15 protein-coding genes, 1 rRNA gene and 1 pseudogene are annotated in these 21,315 nt (G+C 39.0%); 3 read left to right on the forward strand and 14 right to left on the reverse strand.

Annotated elements, in window-relative coordinates; all coding sequences use genetic code 11:
* Positions 1–105: ribosomal RNA gene (locus QNI22_RS36270) — 16S ribosomal RNA — on the reverse strand; the annotation flags it as partial.
* Between the two features lie 1,214 nt (positions 106–1,319).
* Positions 1,320–2,528: pseudogene (locus QNI22_RS36275) on the reverse strand (serine hydrolase domain-containing protein).
* A 131-nt stretch (positions 2,529–2,659) separates the two neighbouring features.
* Between QNI22_RS36275 and QNI22_RS36280 the strand changes: the two are divergent.
* Positions 2,660–3,121, forward strand: a complete 462-nt coding sequence (locus QNI22_RS36280) for an Lrp/AsnC family transcriptional regulator (RefSeq protein WP_314519031.1) — start codon at positions 2,660–2,662, stop codon at positions 3,119–3,121.
* A 105-nt stretch (positions 3,122–3,226) separates the two neighbouring features.
* Here the strand turns inward: QNI22_RS36280 and QNI22_RS36285 are convergent, their stop codons facing one another.
* From QNI22_RS36285 to QNI22_RS36305, 5 genes are all read right to left on the reverse strand, one after another.
* Positions 3,227–4,417, reverse strand: a complete 1,191-nt coding sequence (locus QNI22_RS36285) for an MFS transporter (RefSeq protein ID WP_314519033.1) — start codon at positions 4,415–4,417, stop codon at positions 3,227–3,229.
* 439 nt (positions 4,418–4,856) lie between these two features.
* On the reverse strand, positions 4,857–5,651 hold the full coding sequence (locus QNI22_RS36290; protein WP_314519034.1) for an SDR family NAD(P)-dependent oxidoreductase: 795 nt from the start codon (positions 5,649–5,651) through the stop codon (positions 4,857–4,859).
* Between the two features lie 54 nt (positions 5,652–5,705).
* Positions 5,706–6,287 carry a TetR/AcrR family transcriptional regulator gene (locus tag QNI22_RS36295; RefSeq protein ID WP_314519036.1) on the reverse strand — a complete coding sequence of 194 codons (582 nt, stop codon included), beginning with the start codon at positions 6,285–6,287 and terminating at the stop codon, positions 5,706–5,708.
* Positions 6,288–6,480: 193 nt separating this feature from the next.
* Positions 6,481–6,780: a hypothetical protein gene (locus QNI22_RS36300; protein ID WP_314519038.1), complete on the reverse strand. Its 300-nt coding sequence runs from the start codon at positions 6,778–6,780 to the stop codon at positions 6,481–6,483.
* Complete coding sequence (locus tag QNI22_RS36305; protein ID WP_314519040.1) at positions 6,777–7,052, reverse strand: SMI1/KNR4 family protein; 276 nt, start codon at positions 7,050–7,052, stop codon at positions 6,777–6,779. Before QNI22_RS36305 ends, QNI22_RS36300 begins: the two co-directional genes overlap by 4 nt.
* A 761-nt stretch (positions 7,053–7,813) precedes the next feature.
* Between QNI22_RS36305 and QNI22_RS36310 the strand changes: the two genes are divergently transcribed.
* A complete protein-coding gene (locus QNI22_RS36310) occupies positions 7,814–7,993 on the forward strand; it encodes a hypothetical protein (RefSeq protein WP_314519043.1) in 180 nt (59 codons plus the stop codon).
* A gap of 23 nt (positions 7,994–8,016) precedes the next feature.
* On the opposite strand, the gene QNI22_RS36315 is transcribed toward QNI22_RS36310, so the two are convergent.
* On the reverse strand, positions 8,017–11,808 hold the full coding sequence (locus tag QNI22_RS36315; RefSeq protein ID WP_314519044.1) for a ThuA domain-containing protein: 3,792 nt from the start codon (positions 11,806–11,808) through the stop codon (positions 8,017–8,019).
* Positions 11,809–12,091: 283 nt separating this feature from the next.
* On the opposite strand from QNI22_RS36315, the gene QNI22_RS36320 reads away from it, so the two are divergent.
* Complete coding sequence (locus QNI22_RS36320; protein ID WP_314519045.1) at positions 12,092–12,817, forward strand: NUDIX hydrolase; 726 nt, start codon at positions 12,092–12,094, stop codon at positions 12,815–12,817.
* 36 nt (positions 12,818–12,853) lie between these two features.
* On the opposite strand, the gene QNI22_RS36325 is transcribed toward QNI22_RS36320, so the two are convergent.
* From QNI22_RS36325 to QNI22_RS36350, 6 genes are all read right to left on the reverse strand, one after another.
* A complete protein-coding gene (locus QNI22_RS36325; RefSeq protein ID WP_314519047.1) occupies positions 12,854–13,252 on the reverse strand; it encodes a response regulator in 399 nt (132 codons plus the stop codon).
* A gap of 140 nt (positions 13,253–13,392) precedes the next feature.
* A complete protein-coding gene (locus tag QNI22_RS36330) occupies positions 13,393–13,698 on the reverse strand; it encodes a hypothetical protein (protein WP_314519049.1) in 306 nt (101 codons plus the stop codon).
* A gap of 961 nt (positions 13,699–14,659) precedes the next feature.
* Positions 14,660–16,123 (reverse strand): RagB/SusD family nutrient uptake outer membrane protein, encoded by a 1,464-nt coding sequence (locus QNI22_RS36335; protein WP_314519051.1) that lies wholly within the window; start codon positions 16,121–16,123, stop codon positions 14,660–14,662.
* Positions 16,124–16,140: 17 nt separating this feature from the next.
* A complete protein-coding gene (locus tag QNI22_RS36340) occupies positions 16,141–19,416 on the reverse strand; it encodes a SusC/RagA family TonB-linked outer membrane protein (protein ID WP_314519052.1) in 3,276 nt (1,091 codons plus the stop codon).
* A 161-nt stretch (positions 19,417–19,577) separates the two neighbouring features.
* Positions 19,578–20,459: a DUF1684 domain-containing protein gene (locus tag QNI22_RS36345; RefSeq protein WP_314519053.1), complete on the reverse strand. Its 882-nt coding sequence runs from the start codon at positions 20,457–20,459 to the stop codon at positions 19,578–19,580.
* A gap of 67 nt (positions 20,460–20,526) precedes the next feature.
* Positions 20,527–21,294 (reverse strand): hypothetical protein, encoded by a 768-nt coding sequence (locus QNI22_RS36350; RefSeq protein WP_314519056.1) that lies wholly within the window; start codon positions 21,292–21,294, stop codon positions 20,527–20,529.
* Between the last annotated feature and the right edge of the window lie 21 nt (positions 21,295–21,315).

The raw sequence follows: 21,315 nt of genomic DNA on the forward strand, positions 1-21,315 counted from the left end.
ACGCGTTACGCACCCGTGCGCCACTGGTATTGCTACCCGTTCGACTTGCATGTATTAGGCCTGCCGCTAGCGTTCATCCTGAGCCAGGATCAAACTCTCCATAGTATATGAAGTTTTGTCCTTTATTACTAAAGAACAGTGTCTGTTTGATGGCTTACTTTATTTTTCGAAATTGACTTGTCAAATTAACCACTTCAACGAAGCAGTAATTAACAATGTGTTTATTCGTTTACGCTTGCTTTTATGCTGTTTTGTCTGCCAAATATTCAAAGAACGTTTGCTAACCTTCATACACACATTTGTGTATTCATAGTCAACATAGTGACTAAAAAGTCTGATCTCACAAGAGAATTAAAATATAGAAATAGGGTTTAATTTCTGAATACTTTTTTTTGACTTTGCAGCTTGTCCCCGACAAGAAAGCCTGAATCAGAAATGGGGTTGCATTACCGGAGAGATAGTCTTATCTGCCACTCGTTTTCACCACCTTCTGCTTTTCCAAAAAAGCAGAATATATTATTTCAATAAATATACTAGAGAGTCTAGTAAATAAAACCAGAAAACGTTATTCCCGGCTAACAATTAAAGAGATATTTTCAATGCTCTTCCTCTTCTTTTTATCTCGCTTCTCAGCGGCTTCTTCCGTAAGGGGACACAAAGGTAAGAACAATTATTTAAAATGCAAACTCACCTTATCTTTTTTTTAACTTTTTTTTCGCATCAGGCTAAAACACTAACAAAACAAGCTGATATTTAGGTCATTACAATCATCAATTAACAGAAAAAAAATATAATCAGGTAAAAAATATATCTAAAACATTTGCCTTAGATTTTTAAATTGTGTCTTGTCTAAACAATTTATGTGTTTATACATCAGGAAGGAACTGGCTTTTCTTCTTAACTTCACCAAAGGTGAAACAACTTGCATTCAGATTAATTCAATGGATTACTCAAATCATTTTTTTCGAATGTAGATTTCTTTTCCTTTGTGATCCTAATTTTTTAGAGATCATCCTACAAAGAAACGACTACTTGATGATAATATATATGATGTAATCCAGAAACACTTGGGAAAACGCTTCTCACCTCACTGCCTTCGAGTATCTCTTGTTCTTGTATCCATTACTAAGGAAAATGGAGCGGATGATGGCTCTATAATACGATAAACCAAACATAAAACCCAGGTAATGATACGTCGGTATACCCGTATTGAAATATTAAAAAATATAATGCAGCATTGAATCTGGGGTTGTAACATTAGGAATCAGCCTCATCTATAATACATCCACTCTTATTGATACATAACCTAATGAGAGAAATTATGGAGTTGCAGAGCTTTTAGCATCTTTTAATTGTATGCCGTATTTACAAAGTTCGTTATAAATGGCATAATAATACGTAAGCATGTCTTTTTCAGTAAGCGTGGTATTCGTAAATAGTATCACTGCTACTTCTTTTGAAAGATCTGAAAGCATCTCTGTTTTTACTCCCGGATCTGTTCCACTATGTCCGATTTTAGTGCCACCTTGTTTAGTAGCCCAGAAAATTCCGGAATTCAGTTTGGCGGGATTTATATTTTCTGGTTTAGTTGAGTGAGTAAACTGGTATCTCTGCATCTCTTCAACAGATTCTTTTTTCAAAATCCGCTTTCCTTTGTATTCTCCATCATTGAGTAAAGCAATAAAAAACCTTGATAGCTCTGCAACAGAAGTACGTACACCACCATCTGGATAAGTTGTACATCCATACAACGGAATGGCCTTAAGGGTATCACCTTGGTTATCGTACAATTTTGAGTGATTCTCCAACTTAACCTCTGACAAAAACCAGCCTGTATTTTCCATCTTTAATGGCTTGAAAATATATTGTCGGCTATACTCATTTAATTTCTTACCCGTTACAATCTCAATGATATATCCAGCTAATCATGCAGCGATATTCGAATACTCCCGATATAACCCCGGTTTCTTATTCAGAAAGTTGTCCTTAGTATATCGTTTTCCAGTAGGGTCAAAATAACTTTTTAGAAACTCACCCAAAGGTTCAGGAGAATCACCTCCATAATGGTAGGTGCTGTCATATACGGATTCCCTATCCATAATAGAAGAGGTATGAGTTGCCAGATTCCTCAATGTTATTTTTTGATCTGGAAAGTAGGGATTGACAACTTTAAAAGGAAGATATGTATTGATGTCTTCGTCGAGAGATAACTTTTTGTCTTCAACAGCTTTTAGCAAACAAACACCTGTAAAGGTTTTGCTTATAGAAGCAATATTCATAATCGTATTAGGCTTAAAAGGCACCTTATTATCTTTATCTGCATATCCATAGCCTTTCATCCACACCAATTTTTTATCTATAATAATGGCAGCACTAAGCCCAACAATTCCTGATTCACCCATTTTATTCTTAATGATCGTATCGATGGGGTTTGTATCAGTAATGTTATTTTTTACATGCTGGCTAGCAGCTTTCTGACAGTAGAATAGAATGATAACAAAGGCAAAGGCTCTGCATAGAAGTTTCATAGTTTTACTATATGTGTCTGGTAGTTTACATTACTGCTACAAAATTACACTAGGAACTTTGCATTTTCTGGGTAAATAATGCCATGAGTATGCACAAAACTATTAAGTTTACTATCAAAAATGGGTAAATTATGCAAGGCCTGGATGAATTTGACAAAAAGATACTCAATCAACTTCAGCAAAATAACAGAGTCACAGCTGAAGAACTTGGCCATATAGTAAATCTTAGCACCAGTGCTGTACAAAGACGATTAAAAAGACTTCGAGAGGATAAAATAATAGAAGCAGACATATCAATCATTTCACCATCTGTGGTGGGTATTTCTATTACCTGTGTGGTCGATGTTACCTTGTATTTAGGTAATTCCAGTGTAATTGATGGCTTCAAAGAATTGATGTCTGAATGCAAACTCGTAAGGCACTGTTATTATGTCACAGGAGCCTATGATTTTGTCATTATAGTAAGTACGAAAGATATGAAAGAGTATGAGGTATTTTCTAAAACCTATCTAATGGATAACCCAAATGTAAAACAGTTTTATACCCATGTGGTCATGGATAAAGTAAAATCAGAATTTGGGGTAGTTATTTAGATCATTAACAAACTACTAAAGTATTGAAACAAAAGAGGTTCGAATATGCATCCGAACCTCTTTAAATTTATTTATATGCTCGTATTACTAACAATAGAGTAACTATCAACTGTTTACTTCCTGCAGGTCGGCCATCTGTGAAGCAACTATCTCTTCTTTTTGAACTTTAATCAATACAATTGAAAAGGATACACCAATAAGCGCCATTACCATACCAACCAGTACAGGAGTGTTATACCCTAATCCAAAGGCAATAGGCAATCCCCCCAGATAGGCACCCAATGCATTGCCAATATTAAAGGCAGCCTGAGTCACAGCAGCACCCAACATTTCTGCCCCTTTGGAAGTATGGATCATTAAGATTTGTATAGGAGCTGCTAAGGCTATTGACAATGCTCCTGCTATAAAAGTTAAGACCAGAGAAATCCATTGAATCTCAGAGAAAAAGTAAATAGCCAGTAATGCTGTAGCCATAGCCACCAGTAAACCCGCACAAGCTTTTACAGGATGGAATCTATCAGCCAGTTTTCCTCCTATGACATTCCCAACAACCATTCCAAAGCCTGCCAGAATCATGATCCAGGATACACTATCTTCGGAAAAATGCGAAATCTTGGTCATAAGAGGGGCAATATAGCTTATCCAAGTAAAAAGGCCTCCAGTACCAATAGCTGTTATAAGAATAACAAGCCAGGCTTCGCGACTCTTAAACAACTGTAATTCGGAACGGGTATCCCCTGTACGTGAGACAGGAAGTTCTGGAAGCCAATATTTTATAAATAACATAGTAATTAATCCAATGAAAGAGACCAATCCAAAGGTATAGCGCCAGGATAAATTGTGCCCTATCCAAGTACCTATTGGCACAACGGCCAGGTTTGCAATGGTTAAACCGGCAAACATCATAGCGATGGCCTGAGCCTGTTTGCCTTTGTCGGCCAAACGACTAGCTACTACAGCTCCTACCCCAAAAAAAGCACCATGTGGCAAACCAGCAAAAAAACGACTTACCAGCAAAGCTATATGCCCAGGCGCAAAAGCAGAAAAAGCATTGAATACGGTGAAAATAAGCATCAATGAAAGTAATATTTTCTTTGGTGGTTGATTGCTAGTCATCATTACCAACAAAGGAGCACCTACTACCACCCCTAGCGCGTAAGAAGATATCAGATGTCCCGCTACAGGTATACTAATATCCAGATCAGTGGCAACATCAGGCAAAAGCCCCATCATTACAAACTCAGTAGTTCCAATACCGAGCCCTCCAAGTAAGAGAGGAAATAAACTTTTTTTCATTTTATTTTAATTATAACAAAACTGCTACTAGTCTAGCAAAACCAGTAGCAGATAATGTATGGTTTGAATATTTTCAATAATGGCGTTTTGCATTTACAAAGTAAATTAGACTTTTCCTTAGTACTGAAGGATTGAGAGCAAATTATCAGATGCCAGCAACTAACAATTAGGTGAGCATATCGACTCTCTATACTTACTCTTGTTAATGAAACAGGATACTTTCCGTTAGGGTTCAACTACTTGCGATATTTTATCAGATTATTTATACCCTCCATCGCATAAAAGTAAATTAAATGCCATGCAAGTTCAAAAAATACAATTTATACGTATATTATTTATACTTCACTATTCTATTTGTAGTTTCCTGCATTATATTTTGTAGAACTATCTCATATTGTTTATAGTAGCACAAGTTCTATAGTAGAATAAGAGATTCTTTTTAAGTGAGAGTAGTTAATACACCTCCATCTGCCCGAAGACTTGCGCCATTAATAGCAGTAGATAAAGGACTGGCAAGAAAAACTGCAAGGGTAGCTATTTCTGAAGGATCAATGAAACGTTGCAACAATGAAGTAGGATTAGCGTTCGTTATAATGTTACTTTTCATTTGCTCTACTTCAATATTTAGTGTAGCAGCTATTTCTGTGATTGTATCAGCAACTCCCTCTGAGTAGACAGGTCCACCCAATAGTGTATTTACTGTTACTCCTGTCCCTTTGGTTCGCTTGGCCAAACCATTGCTAATAGCCAACATTGCAGTTTTTGTCATTCCGTAGTGAATCATACTCGCTGGAACATTCATAGCCGATTCACTACTAATAAAAATGATTCTGCCCCAGTTTTTCTCTATCATTTTTGGAAATAAAGCCCTTGAAAGACGTACACCACTCATAATATTTACCTCTATAAATTTTAACCAGTCAGCATCACTTATTTCTTCAAATGGCTTGAGCTCAAAAATGCCCACATTGTTGATAAGGATATCAACTGAAGGCAATTCTGCAATCAGCTTCTCTACTTCGCTGACAGTTGAAAAATCAGCTGCAATACCTTTTACAAAAGCATCTGGAACTTCTTTTTTTAATTGGGCAACAGCGTAATTAACTCTTTCTTCTGTTCTTCCATTTATAATGACATTGGCTCCTTCCTGCAACAGCTGTTTTGCAATAGCAAAACCAATTCCTTGTGTTGAACCACTGATAAAGGCTGTTTTTGATCTTAGTTGTAAATCCATCTTTTTTCTGTTGATTTATTTTTGTATTGATTACTACAAAATTTGATAAAAAAATTAACTGATGATTTCAAGCTGCATCTCAATTTGTTTCAGAAGGATTGTATTATTGGGATACATTCTTCGCGTAACGTTTATTCCATTCCAAAAGGTAATGAGGTATTTTCCCAGAATTGCGGCATCAGTGTTGTTTTTAATAGTTCCATCAGCTTGTGCTTTTCTGATAGCCAGTGTAAACATAGTCTCCACTTCTTTCAGGATTTCTATAGCTTCATTTTCCAGTTCCTGATCAATAAAGGTCATCTCTACTACAGTGTTAGAAATGATACACCCTTTAAGATGTGTTTCCATATCTGCACTAGCAATACTGCGAAAAAAATCCTTGATCAGATCTATAGGAGATTCGCTTTTGTAAAGTTCTGCTTTAAACTCCTCAAATGCATCCCTTCGCTGTTGAATGGCTTTTCGGAACAACTCCTTTTTACCTCCTTTAAATATATTGTAAAAACTGCCGCTTCCCATCTTCATTACGTTTAGCAAATCATCCAGAGAAGTCGCTGTATACCCTTTTGTCCAAAAAACCTGCTGGGCTTTTTGTAATACCTGTTCGTTATCAAATGTAGTTGGTCTACCTCTCATTTTTATTTTTGTATTAATCGATACAAAAATAGAGAAACGTATACATGTATCCAAATTTTCTATTCATCCTGGCATAGGTTTAAGTAAAACGAGCAAAGGAAAGCAGAAATAAACAGCTAAATATCAGCCGACTATTTTAATCAGCAAAAAATTGGTATTAATTCGGGATCGGTCACAAATCTTCATTACAGATTTAGGTATTCTTAGTTAGAGATTCAATAATACTATCTAACAAATGAGGACGTTTGGCACTAACTGGTGTAAAACACTCTCTATATTTAGTTGAGGCGTATTCTCCTTCTGGCTCGGAGGCACATTTCCAGACTTCACCTTTAAAGTCTCCATTCAGTATCAAGTATTTACCATCTCCCAGATCCAGGCATCCATTCAGATAGGCATTCCAGGATTTTAACCGGAATAACTCTTCATAACTGGCATCAGGCGAGAATAGAGGTACTTTACGATAGAGACGAAATTTATCTTCTTCTTTCAAACTTTAAAACAGTTCTCATTTATCCAGCCCTTCCCACATAAGCTTCCAACATTGTGTATTTTTGTTGCAGGAATAGCCTTTTTCTTCATCCATGTAAAGTCTTTTGCCAACCGGTTTCTTAAAGATATATTCAACAAACTACTGAAATAATCACGGCTAATCTCACCGACCTTCATCAAACAGGCTTTGTACTCTTCAGGTAGCTGTATCTTTTTTTCCTGTTCAAAAACGTCTATCTCTGTTTCTGTCCATATAGGGGATTCGAAATTCATGGAAGGATTTACAGCAGCCCATTAGTGTTTGATTGTAGACATCAACTTTTTAATCCGAAGTAGTTTGACAGCATGCTTCTCTATAAGTATATGGGTAGGATTTTGTAAAGTTGGTATTTCAGACATGGCATTCTTATTTTTTAACATCTACTATTTTTCCATAAGATAGATGTACGAATGTAGTTTTACAAACAAGAGGGTTAGTTGAAATAACTCTTCTAAAAGTTGTGAAGCAATCTCCTTACAGAAATGTACATAAGACTTTCAGAGACTTGTTTACATAAACAACGCGTATGTAAACTTTATTCGTGCGCTGAATTCACGTCAGTTGTTTTCTTGCGGTGAATTCTGATCAGATTTTGTTTTGCCGTGAATTCAGCGCAAGGGGAAAAGTGATCGGAATTCCGATCAAAATAAAAAATGCAGTGAGTTATGCGCACTAACAAAAGTGATTGGAGTTATATGCAAAAGCAAAACTGCTGTGAATGAATCGCAATTTGTTCATTCATAGGACAGACTGCCGCGTCTTCGCTAAAAAAGCTTTTGCGGTGAACTATGCGCAGACGAGAAATTATCTCAAAGAGAAGTGAATTCTTTTAGAGAAAAATTGGGATGACTCATGCTACAAAATTAACGATAAGATTATTGAATACGATTTATGTAGTATTCAAAACTTAGAAAGTTCTGCCATTTTTTTCTGAATTAAATGTGTAACCTGTTTAGAATTGTACCGATAGAATAAATCTATTCAAAATCAAACTATGACTTTTTTCCATATGCAGGCTTGCATCATGACATATAGCTATATCCTCTACCAACAGTCGCATCAATCAAAGACATCACAACCCGAAGTAATTTCCCAAACACTACTGGAGATTAGTAGAATGATATTAAAAGAAAGAGAGGCGATAGATCTCATCGCCTCTCTGAAAAATATTTAGATTATTTTACAATAGTTTCCTGACTACCTCATCCGGACTGCTTTTGCTTTAAACATTCCCATCAGCGAACCTGCCAGGTTATCATTATCCTGCTTCTCAAAGCTTACATTGACATCATAGCCGGAAGTACTGAAATACACTACAATCTTATCTGCGGACTCTTCTATTTTATCTAGTGGTACTGGCTTTCCATCTGCATTTTTAGGTGTAATGTTACCTGTTAACTTTCCGTCTTTTCGAACAAGGTCCATTATCATAGATGCATCTCCATTAGGAGTTCCTATAAAGGTAGCCTCCCACTGACCTACAAAGAAATCCGCACTGGTTTTGTCTGTAGCTTTCGCAGACAGAGCTGCGTCTTCAGTACTCCCCTGCTCTCCTGCCAGTTTAAACTCCAATCCCATAACAACCATCATTGACTGTCCTCCGGATTTAGGATTTACAAACACAACATAGATATCCTGAGGCGTATTTATGGATGCATCTAACTTGATTGGAAGGTGCAGAACTGTTGGATTAAAATCCATTTTGTCAGTTGCTTCCAGAAACTGTGACTCACCAATAAGCTTTCCAGTTGGACTACCTATACGTAATTCAGCCTTCCCTCCGGTAGCATTCAATTGAGGTTTTGGCGCAACAGCAAATATCTGTAATTCAGACAAACCATTCAGATCAATTTGTTTCATTACCATATACGCACCCGACTTGGCAGGAATAGCCAGGTTGTTTCCGCCATAAGCCATTTTATTGACATTCTCATACTGATCAAATCCATGGGCATCCACCCTGGAATTCCGCAATACAAAAGACTGTTCGGACTTCAGTGAAGGCTGGCCATTCGCTCCCTGATCCTCATAGGCAGCACGCACAATATATACGCCTTTTCCTTTGTCAGCAGGAGGTACTTTCGCTACATATGACCCTTTCACTGGTAAGCCCTTTTCTTTGGATGACTCATTGGAAAGACTTAAAATGTATTTCACCATCTCCGAAGCATCACCAGTAGAAAGTTGTGGGTGACCGGCCATTGCGGTCTCACCCCAAACACCACTTCCTCCTGAGATTACTTTCTTTGTCAGTTTCTCTAGTGCCGTTTTATCATCTTTGTACTTAAGAGCGACAGCTCTGTAAGTTGGTCCGATTGATTTTTTATCCTTGCTGTGACAAGCCATACAGTCACTGGCATCGATAAGTTTTTTACCTGAGGCAAAGAGAGCGCTGGCGTCAGCAGAGCGGTGTCCCTGTGCGATAGCTATTTTATCAAATCCTTCAGGCAGATAATCGATGGTTACAGCAACCTGTGAAGGGTCTATTCCTTTTTCGAGGGTTCCATCTTCTTTATCTTTTACTTTAATTTCATAAGGGAATGGCTTATTGGCAGTATAAAATGAGGTATTGCTTTTAGGCATTTCCAGACTTAACACAGGCGGTTCATTGCCCACAGTGATTTCCATTGACTGTGTGCTTATGCCTCCTTTGCCATCATTGACTGTAAGCGTAGCTTTGTAGCTACCCATCTTGGTAAGAGTCAAACTGGCATTAGGCGTAGTGATGAGCTTTGTGAAGCCGTCTTTGGAAGTCACTTTCCAGGAATAGGTCAATAGATCTCCATCAGCATCAGATGTGCCTTTGGAAGAAAGCTTTAGATTAAATGGTGCAGCTCCACCCATCTGATTGGCAACCATTTGAATCTGAGGTTTACGGTTTCCACCATTGTACTCTATCCGGATCAAACGGGCATCGTCATTGGCAGTGAACCAGCCACTACCGTATTCAAGCATATATAAGTCTCCATTTTCTGCAAATTCGATATCCATTGGATTGGAAAATTTATAGCTGGGCATAAAACGCTCCATAGAGACAAGGTCTCCATTCTTGTCCATAGTGACAGCCATAATCCAGCCTCTCATCCATTCATATTCCAGAAATTTGCCATCATAATATTTTGGAAAGGCATGAGGAGCATTTTTAAAATCTTCGGAATAAAAAACCGGGCCGGCCATCGCATTTCTACCTCCACTACCTACCAGCGGAAACTCTTTGGATTCACCATATGGATACCACACAAAAGCTTTCTGGGCAGGAGGCAATACCTTTAATCCGGTATTATTTGGTGAATTGTTGATAGGTGCTGCGGGGTCCCATTTCTCCAATGACTTGTTGTTTACAAAATCATATTTGTTATAGGCTTTGTTATCTCCTACAAAATGTGGCCACCCATAATTTCCTGCTTTGCGTGCCTGCCCTACTTCATCATGCCCGGCAGGCCCTCTGGTCGAATCACCATTGGCCGCATCAGGTCCGACCTCTCCCCAGTAAAGGAACCCAGTATGCTGATCAATAGAAATGCGGAACGGGTTCCGATGTCCCATCGTATAGATCTCCGGACGGGTTTGTGCAGTGCCTTTGGCAAAAAGGTTACCTTCCGGAATAGTATAACTGCCATCTGGCTGAGGCTTAATGCGAATGATTTTACCCCGCAAGTCATTGGTATTTGCTGATGATTTCTGTGCATCCCATGCACTTCTTCCTTCACGTTCATCACTTGGACTAAATCCATTGGATCCATGAGGATTGGTATTATCACCTGTAGACAAATATAGGTTTCCTGCCTTGTCCCAGGCAATAGATCCTCCTGTATGACAACATTCTTCCCGTTGTGTAGGCACTTCCAGCAATACCTTTTTAGTTTCCATTGCCAGTTCATTTCCACGCATTTCATACCGGGTCAAAATGTTTTTAGAGGCTTCAGGTGTGGAATAGTAGAGATAAATCCAATGGTTTTGAGCAAAGTTGGGATCTTTATTTAGCCCTAACAAGCCGTCTTCTGCTACAGATTCTTTTCCTTCCTTGCTTACATATTTGGTACTAACAGGAATAGTCGCAATGGTTTTAAGTTCCTTCGTTTTGTTGTTGTACAACCTCACTTCGCCTTTACGTTGAATAAACAGGATACGATCCTTATCTAATAGTGTAAGCTCCATAGGTTCGTCCAGTTTCTCTGCCAAGACTACTTTTGTAAAACGATTCTCTTCCGGACGAGATTTGGTAAAGTCTAATGGTTTGGGTGCATCGCCACCAGTAGTATAATAAATACCTGCCCAAAGATGATTCAGAAAAAGTGGCTCTGAGAAAGTTTCATCCGTATGTCCCATTGTCGTATAAAATGAACGACCTCCATCAAACTCCTGATACCAGCTCATTGGGTGGTCATTTCCATTCTTACCACCGATATAGCTCTTTTCATCTATCTTCAATACAACATTGATCTTTGGTGAGATATTTTTAAAGCTATAAAACTCGTCACTGCGTTCAAAGGTATCAGGCATACCTTGTGTAGCCCAGTGATTTTTTTTGACTACACTAAATTTTCCTTTCTGCACATTACTTGGAGTCATAGGATGATCCAGGAAGTAGGCTCCTGCTAATTGTCCATACCAGGGCCAGTCATATTCTGTATCTGTAGCCGCATGAATCCCTACATAGCCACCACCAGCCTGAATGTATCTTTCAAATGCACTTTGCTGTTCTGCATTCAAAATATCTCCGGTTGTATTAAGAAAAATAACCGTATTGTACTTTTTGAGAGTACGCTCTGAAAATTGAGTGGCATCTTCAGTAAAACTCACTCCAAAGCCTTTTTCTTTTGCCATTTTCGTTAGTGCTACTTTTCCTGCGTCTATTGACTGATGCCGAAAAGCAGCAGTTTTACTAAACACAAGCACATTCAGTGTAGGAGCAGGCTTAAATGAAGAATGAATCAGGAACCATATACCTACGAGTATAGGGCTGAATCGGAGATATTTTGCTTTCATGAAGGATAGGGGTTTAACAGGTGTATAACAAAAGTAATGAATCAAAATATTATTGTCTAAAAATTAGACAATAATATTTTTACAATTCTATATTTGTAAGATCATATTTTTTTCTCAACCTAGAGGGGTAAGTTCTATACGATTGGACTTGAAAGAGGGAGTCTGAAAGCTATATGAGAAGAAAATTAGCCTGGTAATAGAGATACTTTCTACCTACATTCGCCTTCGCTGGAGCAGGACATAAACACATTTGAAATTTAATTTTATACCACAATCACATAGTATGCAGCCTCTCAATGAACAAGATTATATTCAACAAATTTCAATCGATTGTGTCATCTTTGGCTATCAGAAAAAAGAACTCAAGGTATTAGTACCCAAGCTCGCCTTCAAAGGAAATTTCTCCTCACTTCCAGGTGGATTCATTTTGCAGAATGAAAGTATAGATCAGGCAGCCCGGCGAATTCTGGAAGCACGTACAGGCCTGAAAGATATTTACCTTGAACAATTTCGTGTATTTGGAGATCTGGGCAGAAACAACATGCCATTCTTTGAGCAAATTGTTGACTTAAATCAGGATCAGGAAGGAGCTGAACCATTTAGCCAAAAGGAACTGGAATGGCTTACCCGAAGATTTATCTCCATTGGGTATTATGCATTGGTTGACATTCATCAGGTAGTTCCACAGAAAAGTGAGATTGACCAATCCATTGGATGGTATAATATCAAGGAATTACCTTCCATGATTATGGATCATAACCAGATCGTTAACAGCGCCCTCCAGTCTCTTCGTCTTAGTCTGGATCAGAAATTGATCGGGTTCACACTTCTTCCTGAAATCTTTACCATGAAAGATTTACAGGAATTGTATGAAACCATTTATGACAAACCTTTTGCTCGCAATAACTTTCAAAAAAAGATACTGGAACTTGATGTACTGGACCGCCTGGAAAAGAAGTTCACAGGAGCTGCTAACAAAGCACCTTATCTGTATCGTTTTCGGAAATAGCGAAGAGATGGTCTAAAACATTGAAAAAAAAATCTACTAATGTACCTTAGCAGCAAAGGCAGGAAGAGTTCGTAGCAAACTTATTGTTTCTTCTGGCACAACAGGCTTTTGGAATAACGTTGTAGCACCACCAATGACCAGTTGATAGGCAGCTTCCATAGTAGCACTATTTGAAAACCCCACTACCGGAATCAACCGGTAGGCTTCTATCTTTCTCAGATCTTTTAAGATTTGCAAACCATCTTTACCGGGAAGATGAATATCAAGTAGCAATACAGAAACGGGTATACCCTCACTAAGAAAAAGTAATAATTCTTTTTCGTCTTCTACAAAATAATAATACCACTGAGGAAAATGATGGTCAAGCAAGCGGGAAAGCAGAAACCTTTCATCCGGGTTATCTTCAAGAATCAACAATGAGAAAACATTTTCCATAGCTAATTACAACGAAATAGACAGACTAGCTGTCAGAAAACACAAAAACAACTACACAAACAAAAATAAACAAATTCAGAAGGAATGATTTGTAAGGTTGTACTACCTGCGAAACAGAATTCTTTACTATGCATTAGAAATTACTTTATGATATGTCCTACCCATGATCCATCACCCATCCGATAGAATAAAAGAGAATCTTTTCTGTTACTCACTTTCCCCTGTTTATCTTTCACTTTTCCTTCCCAGTGTATCAACCAGGCATCTCCGTTTTCGCCTATCGCCTTTTTTTGTTCTGTTACAGTATAGGATACCACTGTTTTTGTCTCTGTCACCAGTTGTTGTGCTATTCCGTCCTCAATTGCTTGTTCAGGAATTCCTTTAGTACAACAAATTAGAACAAAGATTGATAAAAGTAGTACTACATATGTAAACCTTTGATTCATAAAAATGAAAAGAACTGTAGTCGTCAAATATACAAATAATACAGATTACCGAAGTTAAAGAATGGATAAAATCCCACTATTCAATATCAATAACTTTATACAAAGGAGAAAACTTCGAACAAAAATGAGCTGGGAAACAGATAGAAAGTGAATGGGATATAGAACAAACAGGTAGACCTATTATAATAGATTGTAGACTATATAGAAGTAAGCATGTCTACTAACTCTTCACTGATTGATAATAACATGTCTATCTTATTACCTGAAAAGCTAAAAGAATTCAGAACTAGTGGATAAATGTAGGAAAATCTATTTTTTGATGAACCTTAGTAGCGATTTCGTGCGTTTCTACACCTTGTAGATTGACACGCTTAAACGATAAATCAATAAATGCTGTTTCACTAATTTCGCCAAAAGCTAGCAACGGTAGAAAAAGTTGTCAAAATTCCTATGATAAGTGCCCTTACTTTTAGTTACATCTTTCAACTTTGTATGTAGTCGGTCTGATTTCCCCTTTCTACCAGAGAAACGAATATAAAACCATCCGTTATAAATTCTGCTACGGTTTCTCCACACTCGCAACAATATCCTTTCTCAAATTCTGCTCTTTCTGAAATACCTACAGAATCCTCCATAACCTGGAGCAGTGATTCACAATAGTTACATTTTACTCTAAAAGTATAGTTCATCCGTAGAAACGAGTTAATTTTTTCACAAGACAAATCAACTCGTTTCTACGGATGGAGTAAAGGGTATTTTCCCGGATATGTCATGGGAAAAACACCCTTTCTTGCTCTCTGTATAACCAAGGCAACACAAATTATCTTCCTAGGTGTATCTACATGACAAATTATATAAAAAAGCCGGATACACCATACACAAACAGGTATCTGGCATTCAATAAATCACTTTTGGTTAGGGTAATGGGATTGATCGTATCCCGACAACAGATTACTGAAAGTTAATCTTCAAGCAATAATTTATTGGTAGTAATTTCTATGTTTGGCAACGGGAAAATGTAATTAGTTTGGGACGGAAGTACCTCAGGCGCACTATTGGAACTGCTTGACTTGGCGGGCAGTGGCAATAGATTTCGCAACAAATCATTTGACCGGAACCCTTCGCCCAATAATTCAATTCTCCTTTCTTTCCAGATTGTCTCAATCAATGCTTCTTTTGATCCTATAGTACTCTCAGGAAAAGTATAAGTGGCATCAGACCGATTACGAACTGCCTTTAACAGGCTAACGGATTTTTCGAGATCTCCTGTATAAGCAGCAGCTTCCGCATAATTAAGCAATACTTCAGCATACCGGATAATCGGAAGATAGTCCAGGAATGGCGAAGGTTTGTTATACTTAGTCAGAAACTGTACACCAGATGCAGTACGTGAAAATGTACGTCTGAGATCTGTCGACTTCCATTCTGTATCTCCCCAAATTCCTTCCGGATTTAGATTATACTCCGAATTGGAATTGAAGACATAGGGAAACGAAGATTGTCCGGTTACATTATCCAGTTCAGTCATTGGTACAGACAAAATAGACTCTGTAGAAGTGTAGTTTGTTGTAAAGATCTCAACAATATTTTGTAGCTGATGTGCAACTCCAGTAGTAGCTGTAAAGGGAGCACTGGCAGATACAATCTTTTGTGCTTCTTCCACTACCTTTTCATAGTTGCCGATATTCAGATACACTCTTGTTTTTAAGGCAATGGCCGTATTCCGGTGAGCACGGGTAGTGTTGAGTAATGATGTTGAATAATTCAATGGAAGATCTGCTTCTGCTTCATCCAGATCCTTGATGATTTGTGCATATACCTCTGCAACTGAACTTCGCTTCAGGTCATTATTCGCATTGGTAGTTTCAGCCAGCAATCGCAAGGGCAGTCCGGGTGTAGAGCCCTGATTTTCATTGTAGGGACGTGCATACAAGGTAACCAGACTGAAGTAACTCAATGCCCGCAAAAACTTAGCCTCCGCTGTGTACTGTTTGGTAAGGGCTTCACTGACTACATCCGGATGTTCTTCCAAACCATGAATGACAATATTAGCATTATTAATTGCCGTATAGGCGGCAGTCCAGAATCCTGCTACAAAGTTGGAACCCGAGTTCAATGTCTGATTCCATGCTTCATAGGCAGTAAAAGTATTGCTGGTACGGTTAATAAATTCATCTCCACGGGCTTCGCTATAAATCAGGTAATTGCCTCCATAGAAGTTTCCGCTTTTTACAGACTTGTAAATACCATTGACTAGTCCAAGTATTCTGTCTGGAGTATCAAAAGCATTGGCTCCGGTGATAGATGTTTGAGAAGCAGGATTGAGTAGTTCTTTTTCATCACAGGCTGTGGTCAATAAGGCAAAGCCGAGACCAGCCAAAACGACAAAGCGACGGATAAAGGTATGGTTATATTGAATTTTCATTGTGACTAAAAGTTAAATTAAAAGCTTACATTCAGACCTAAGGTGAAGGATCTTGCTTGTCCTACGGAGTTCTTTTCTACACCAGGCGTTGTATTGGAATTACCATTAACAGACGATTCCGGATCGGTACCTTTATAGGGAGTAAGCAGAAATAAATTGGAGCCCTGTGCATATACCCGAATACCACTAATACCTGTTTTCGTAAATAACACATCTGGTAAACGATACCCTATTGAGGCATTTTGCAGACGTAGGAAATCTGCTTTTTCTGCGTTGGTAGATACAGGAAACGAAGAGCCACTGGAAGTCTGATCATTATACACCAATCGTGGTATATCTGTAATATCACCTGGTTTTTGCCAGCGTTTCAGAATTTCCGTTGAGTTATTGTAAGCTCTCTGATCAAGCAAGGTAGCTCTGGTACCATTCATGATCAGGTTTCCACCTGAGAAGGTAAAGTTTATACCCAGATCAAAGTTCTTATAGGTAAATGTATTACTTAGACCTCCATACCACTTAGGAAGCGCGTTGCCAATCAGATAATAATCTGCTCCGGTAATAGCGGCTGCTTTAGTCCCATCCAGATAGGTCCACTGACTTTGACCAGGTGCTACTACCTGACTATACTGTACTTTTTCTCCTTTTTTATTGATAAAGATCCTGCGTCCGTTTTCAGGATTCACACCTGCTGTTTTGGCACCATACAAACTACCTACTGAATGCCCTACACGGGTGATGTTTGTGGTTTCATAGGATACGTGGGTAGTACCCACAATGTCTGTATTTCCGTCTGCCAGAGCCGTTACTTCATTGCGCAGATTGGTATAATTCAGAGCAGCATTCCAGGTAAAATCTCCCTTCCGGATGATGGTAGCATTGATACCTACCTCGATTCCCCGGTTGTACATAGATCCGACATTGCTTAGAATAGCCCCGCCTGGTATCCCTTTGGACACAGCCTGTGGCGCACTTAGAATCAATCCGTTTACATTATTATTGAAATAGGTAAGTTCCAGTTGAAGTCGATCATTCCAGAATCCCAGATCCGCACCGATGTTAGTCTGGTCACTGGTTTCCCAGCCCAGGTTCTGATTACCTGCCTGGGAAAGAGCCCAGGTAGGAGCACTTCCATATAATGATCCACTATACAACTCCAGTGCACTAAAGGCATTACTCAGGTTTCCGTTACCTACTCTCCCCCAGCTAGCCCGTAGTTTTACATTACTTAACACAGCGGCAAAAGGAGTATTTTTGTAAAATGCTTCTTCAGACAATGCCCAGCCAGCTGATACCCCACCAAAGTTTCCATACTTCTTACCACTACCTAAAGCAGAATTTCCATCACGTCTTAAATTGACGGTAACAAAATATCTCTTGTTCCAGTCATAAGTCAAACGAGAGAAAAACGACAAATATGCACGTTCGCTGAGATCATTATCAGAAGCAGAGATAGCACCCCAGTTGCCCTGATAATTATCAAAGAAAGCGTCCGATACCTGAGTCCGGGTCGCTCCCCAGGATGAGTTAGTAAATTTTTGCACATCGTATCCAGCCAACACAGATAGTGAATGTTTTCCTCCAAATGTCTCTGCGTAGATCAGCGTATTGGTCCAGTTCCAGTTATCACGTACTGCTGACACATTACTCACGGCCCCTTTACTAGCAAATCCATTGCCCTGTGTAGGGCTATCAAAACTCACGTTTTCAGTACGTAGACGATCTATTGCATAAGAAGTAGTGAAATCCAGGTTTTTCAGCAACTTGGCAGTTGCCCCAAAAGATCCAATGATCCGGTCATTCTCAGAGGTATATCTATTCAGTTCCAGCAACGCAACCGGATTCCCAAAATTACTTACTACCTGGTTGTTGCCCATACCAATTGTATTGAGATTGGTCTTACTGATGTTATATGAACCGTCCGGATTAAATGCAGGTACATTAGGAGGTAGTGCAATAGCCAGACGAGCTACCCCAACCAGAAAGAAATTTGAACTTGGCAAAGATCCGGCATAAGGTGATGCATTATAGGATGTATTATAAGAAACACTTCCTTTTAATTTAAGCCATGAATTCACCTCCTGGTCTATATTAAACCGTATGGACTTGCGTTTAAACTCATTCGCTTCCAAAAATCCTTTCTGATTAGTATAGTTGGCTGAGAAATAGTAGGTAGTAGACTTAGTACCACCAGACACACTTACATTGTGGTTTTGCGATACACCGGTCCGATAGATGTAGTCATACCAGCGAGTATCGATTGGTGATCCATCCTCATTTTTATTCTCAAAAAACAATGCAGAGGCGACTTTATCATTGTTCTCATTTCCTCCCAGAATCTTGGCGTTCAGTACAGCTTCATTTTTAATGGCGATGTATTGTTCAGCATTTAGTAGCTTAGGTAAACGCACTACATTCGAAATGCCACCCCAGGCTTCGTAGGTGATACGTGGCTTACCTGACTTACCCCGTTTGGTTGTAATAAGCAATACACCCGCAGCAGCTCTCGATCCATAGATAGAAGTAGAAGCAGCATCTTTCAATACATCAATGGATTCGATATCAGCTGGATTGATATCTCCCAGTGGATTATTGGGAACCGCAGTACTAGATGAAACGTTACCTGTATTGATCGGAATACCATCTACAACCACGAGTGGGTAAGAACTTAGAGAAATAGAGTTTACTCCCCGTACCCGAATCACCGGAGGGTTATTAAGTACCCCATTGGGAGCCGCAATACTTACTCCGGCAGCTCTTCCGGATAAGGCTTGATCAAAGCTCTGCACAGGTATGTCTTTGATAGCATCACCTGTGACACGGGCTGCAGATCCTGTAAACTCAGCCTTTGTCTGGGTTCCATATCCTACCACTCGGACTTCTGTCAACTGGTGTGTGTCCTGAGTGAGCTCAATTGTCAGAGTGTTCTCAGTTCCTACGTTTCGTTCAATAGCACTATAACCTATGAAAGAAAAAATAAGAACAGCATTATCAGGAACAGACAAGCTAAACTTTCCGTCTTTGTCTGATACAGTTCCCTGAGTAGTCCCTTTAATTACTACAGATACTCCAGGTAATGGATCTCCGGTTTGTTTATCTTTTATGCTTCCGGTTATTGTATGATCTGCCAGCACAGAATAGATAAGACTTGTGTGTATAGAAGACTTTTCTGTCAATGTAGCGGATTTGGCTGCTGCAGAATGGGTAAGAAGCAATAAGCTCCCTAATGCACTTACTACTATTCTGGTACGATCTGAGGCTGCTAACCAGCGAATGTGTGTATATGTTTTTTTCATAAAAGGGTTAGGTATAGATAAAGCAAGACCCGCCATCTGAATTTCAGACGGAAAAATCAAATCGATAAAGGTTATTGGGGATTTATCCTGTGCCAGTACCAATTTCTGTATAGAAACAGAAATTGGTTACACAAGCACAGTGTTGGTGGATGAAGTAGTTGTTAATGATGGTCCCCGTAGGTTTTCTCACCAGCCAGAATAGAAGCTGTCAGCCTGTTTTGTTTGGGAGGAGTCGGACAGGTAGCATAGGGAGAAAATGCACAGGGAGGATTGTAGGCTTTATTAAAATCAAGCCAGGTATATCCATCTGCATCAGGGCCGGGAGCGTCCAGAAAACGGCCTCCGCCATAAGTCTCATCTCCATTGGTCTTATCTGCAAAGATAAAGTGCAGACGTTCTTTTGTACCGACAGCATCCAGGGTATATTCTTTGCCCTGAACTGTAAATACCAGCTGGCCAGGAGATTCCTGCTCATATGTTCTGCCTGTTATATCTACAATTGATATCTTCTTACCGGCAGTAGGTACAAATTTCGCTTTTAGTTTCCATTTCTGATCAACAGGGTAGGTATCGATTCCTTTAAAATTCTTTAAAGTCGGGCTTTCCAGGTCGCGTAATCGCACAGCATATTTGTTTCCACGCTGAATCACAAACCAGCGCAGTGACTTATGCTTCAATACTCTCGGACTTTCAGAAGGAAATATTTGTTGTTCGCTTATAGGCTGTTCTCCTTCAAAAATCTGAGCATCTTTGTTGGCGATTAGTGTTACCTTGCCTTCTTTCAGAATAAATTTTCCTAAAAAGGCGTTGCTACGATCCTTAGGAAATACCACAGCGTTAGAAGCATCTCCACCAAATGTATTTTCGCCTTCTTCCAGCCAGTATAATCCAGCTAAATTCAGCCATCCGTCTTCTTTCTTCAAACTCTCAATACGCTTCTGATGCCATTCTTTAATTTCTGCTTCATAAGGGGCCTCTCCTTTGAATGCAACAAGAATCAGCGAAAGTAAAACGAAGGGTAAATAACTTTTTGATACATTCATGGTTCTAGTCTTGTTTAGGTTGAATGATAAGTATATTGTTGTCTGGTGGCTCTAACGGACTTTACATCTATTGAATGACAAAGTTGATCTTATCTACCCCTGTGTTTTTGGTTACTTTGTCATAGGCATAAACCTGTATCTCATAACTACCTTTGTCTGACACAGGAAGCAATCCCTCGAAAATATTATCCTGAATACTTTTCAGTACCACTTCATTCTGAGGAGTACTGTCTTTCTTCACCAAAGCTTTTACATCAATGTTATCTGCATTCCATATACCTCCTTTGTTGATCACACAGCCACACATCATTACAAGATTAATCCTGATTTTCACCTGGTTATTTTTTAACGAAGCAATCTGAATTACCTGATGTGTCTGTGGTTCCAGAATGTCCAGAATAAAACCTGGAATCTCTAATACAACTCCTTCCCCATCTATTGCTTTTCCGGGTATAAGCCATAGTTGTGTACTAGCGGTTACAGCCGCAGATTTACGATTTACAGGCGCAATAGCTTCAATAGTCACAAATGTTGGTTCTTTGATATCGATCAATGTCTCAAATTTGGCTGTCTTTTCATCGGTGAGAGGAAGATTACGAGTATAGGGAGTCTTCATAATCAAGTCCGTGTTTCCCGATGCACCCGTTGTTAATCCTTTTGCCAGCACTTCTCCAGTCAGATCGCTTCGAATAATAATATAGGCTCCTCCTATGCCTGTTCCAATAAATTTGGCATCTTTTGCTTTGGCTCTTACAATTACTTTTGTGGGTTGTGCAAATGCGTATAAACTCAGAAAAAGGGTTATCAGAAGTGTACAGATTCTTTCAGGTTTCATTGTATGGTCGGGAATGGTCTT

The organism is Xanthocytophaga agilis, assembly GCF_030068605.1.
Classification (GTDB): domain Bacteria; phylum Bacteroidota; class Bacteroidia; order Cytophagales; family 172606-1; genus Xanthocytophaga; species Xanthocytophaga agilis.

Coding starts and splice junctions, on each gene's coding strand:
- QNI22_RS36315 (WP_314519044.1), bottom strand. CDS start 11,808: ATGAAAGCAAAATATCTCCGATTCAGCCCTATACTCGTAGGTATATGG.
- QNI22_RS36345 (WP_314519053.1), bottom strand. CDS start 20,459: ATGAATGTATCAAAAAGTTATTTACCCTTCGTTTTACTTTCGCTGATT.
- QNI22_RS36325 (WP_314519047.1), bottom strand. CDS start 13,252: ATGGAAAATGTTTTCTCATTGTTGATTCTTGAAGATAACCCGGATGAA.
- QNI22_RS36320 (WP_314519045.1), top strand. CDS start 12,092: ATGCAGCCTCTCAATGAACAAGATTATATTCAACAAATTTCAATCGAT.
- QNI22_RS36350 (WP_314519056.1), bottom strand. CDS start 21,294: ATGAAACCTGAAAGAATCTGTACACTTCTGATAACCCTTTTTCTGAGT.
- QNI22_RS36295 (WP_314519036.1), bottom strand. CDS start 6,287: ATGAGAGGTAGACCAACTACATTTGATAACGAACAGGTATTACAAAAA.
- QNI22_RS36290 (WP_314519034.1), bottom strand. CDS start 5,651: ATGGATTTACAACTAAGATCAAAAACAGCCTTTATCAGTGGTTCAACA.
- QNI22_RS36310 (WP_314519043.1), top strand. CDS start 7,814: ATGACTTTTTTCCATATGCAGGCTTGCATCATGACATATAGCTATATC.
- QNI22_RS36285 (WP_314519033.1), bottom strand. CDS start 4,417: ATGAAAAAAAGTTTATTTCCTCTCTTACTTGGAGGGCTCGGTATTGGA.
- QNI22_RS36335 (WP_314519051.1), bottom strand. CDS start 16,123: ATGAAAATTCAATATAACCATACCTTTATCCGTCGCTTTGTCGTTTTG.
- QNI22_RS36330 (WP_314519049.1), bottom strand. CDS start 13,698: ATGAATCAAAGGTTTACATATGTAGTACTACTTTTATCAATCTTTGTT.
- QNI22_RS36280 (WP_314519031.1), top strand. CDS start 2,660: ATGCAAGGCCTGGATGAATTTGACAAAAAGATACTCAATCAACTTCAG.
- QNI22_RS36340 (WP_314519052.1), bottom strand. CDS start 19,416: ATGAAAAAAACATATACACACATTCGCTGGTTAGCAGCCTCAGATCGT.
- QNI22_RS36305 (WP_314519040.1), bottom strand. CDS start 7,052: ATGAATTTCGAATCCCCTATATGGACAGAAACAGAGATAGACGTTTTT.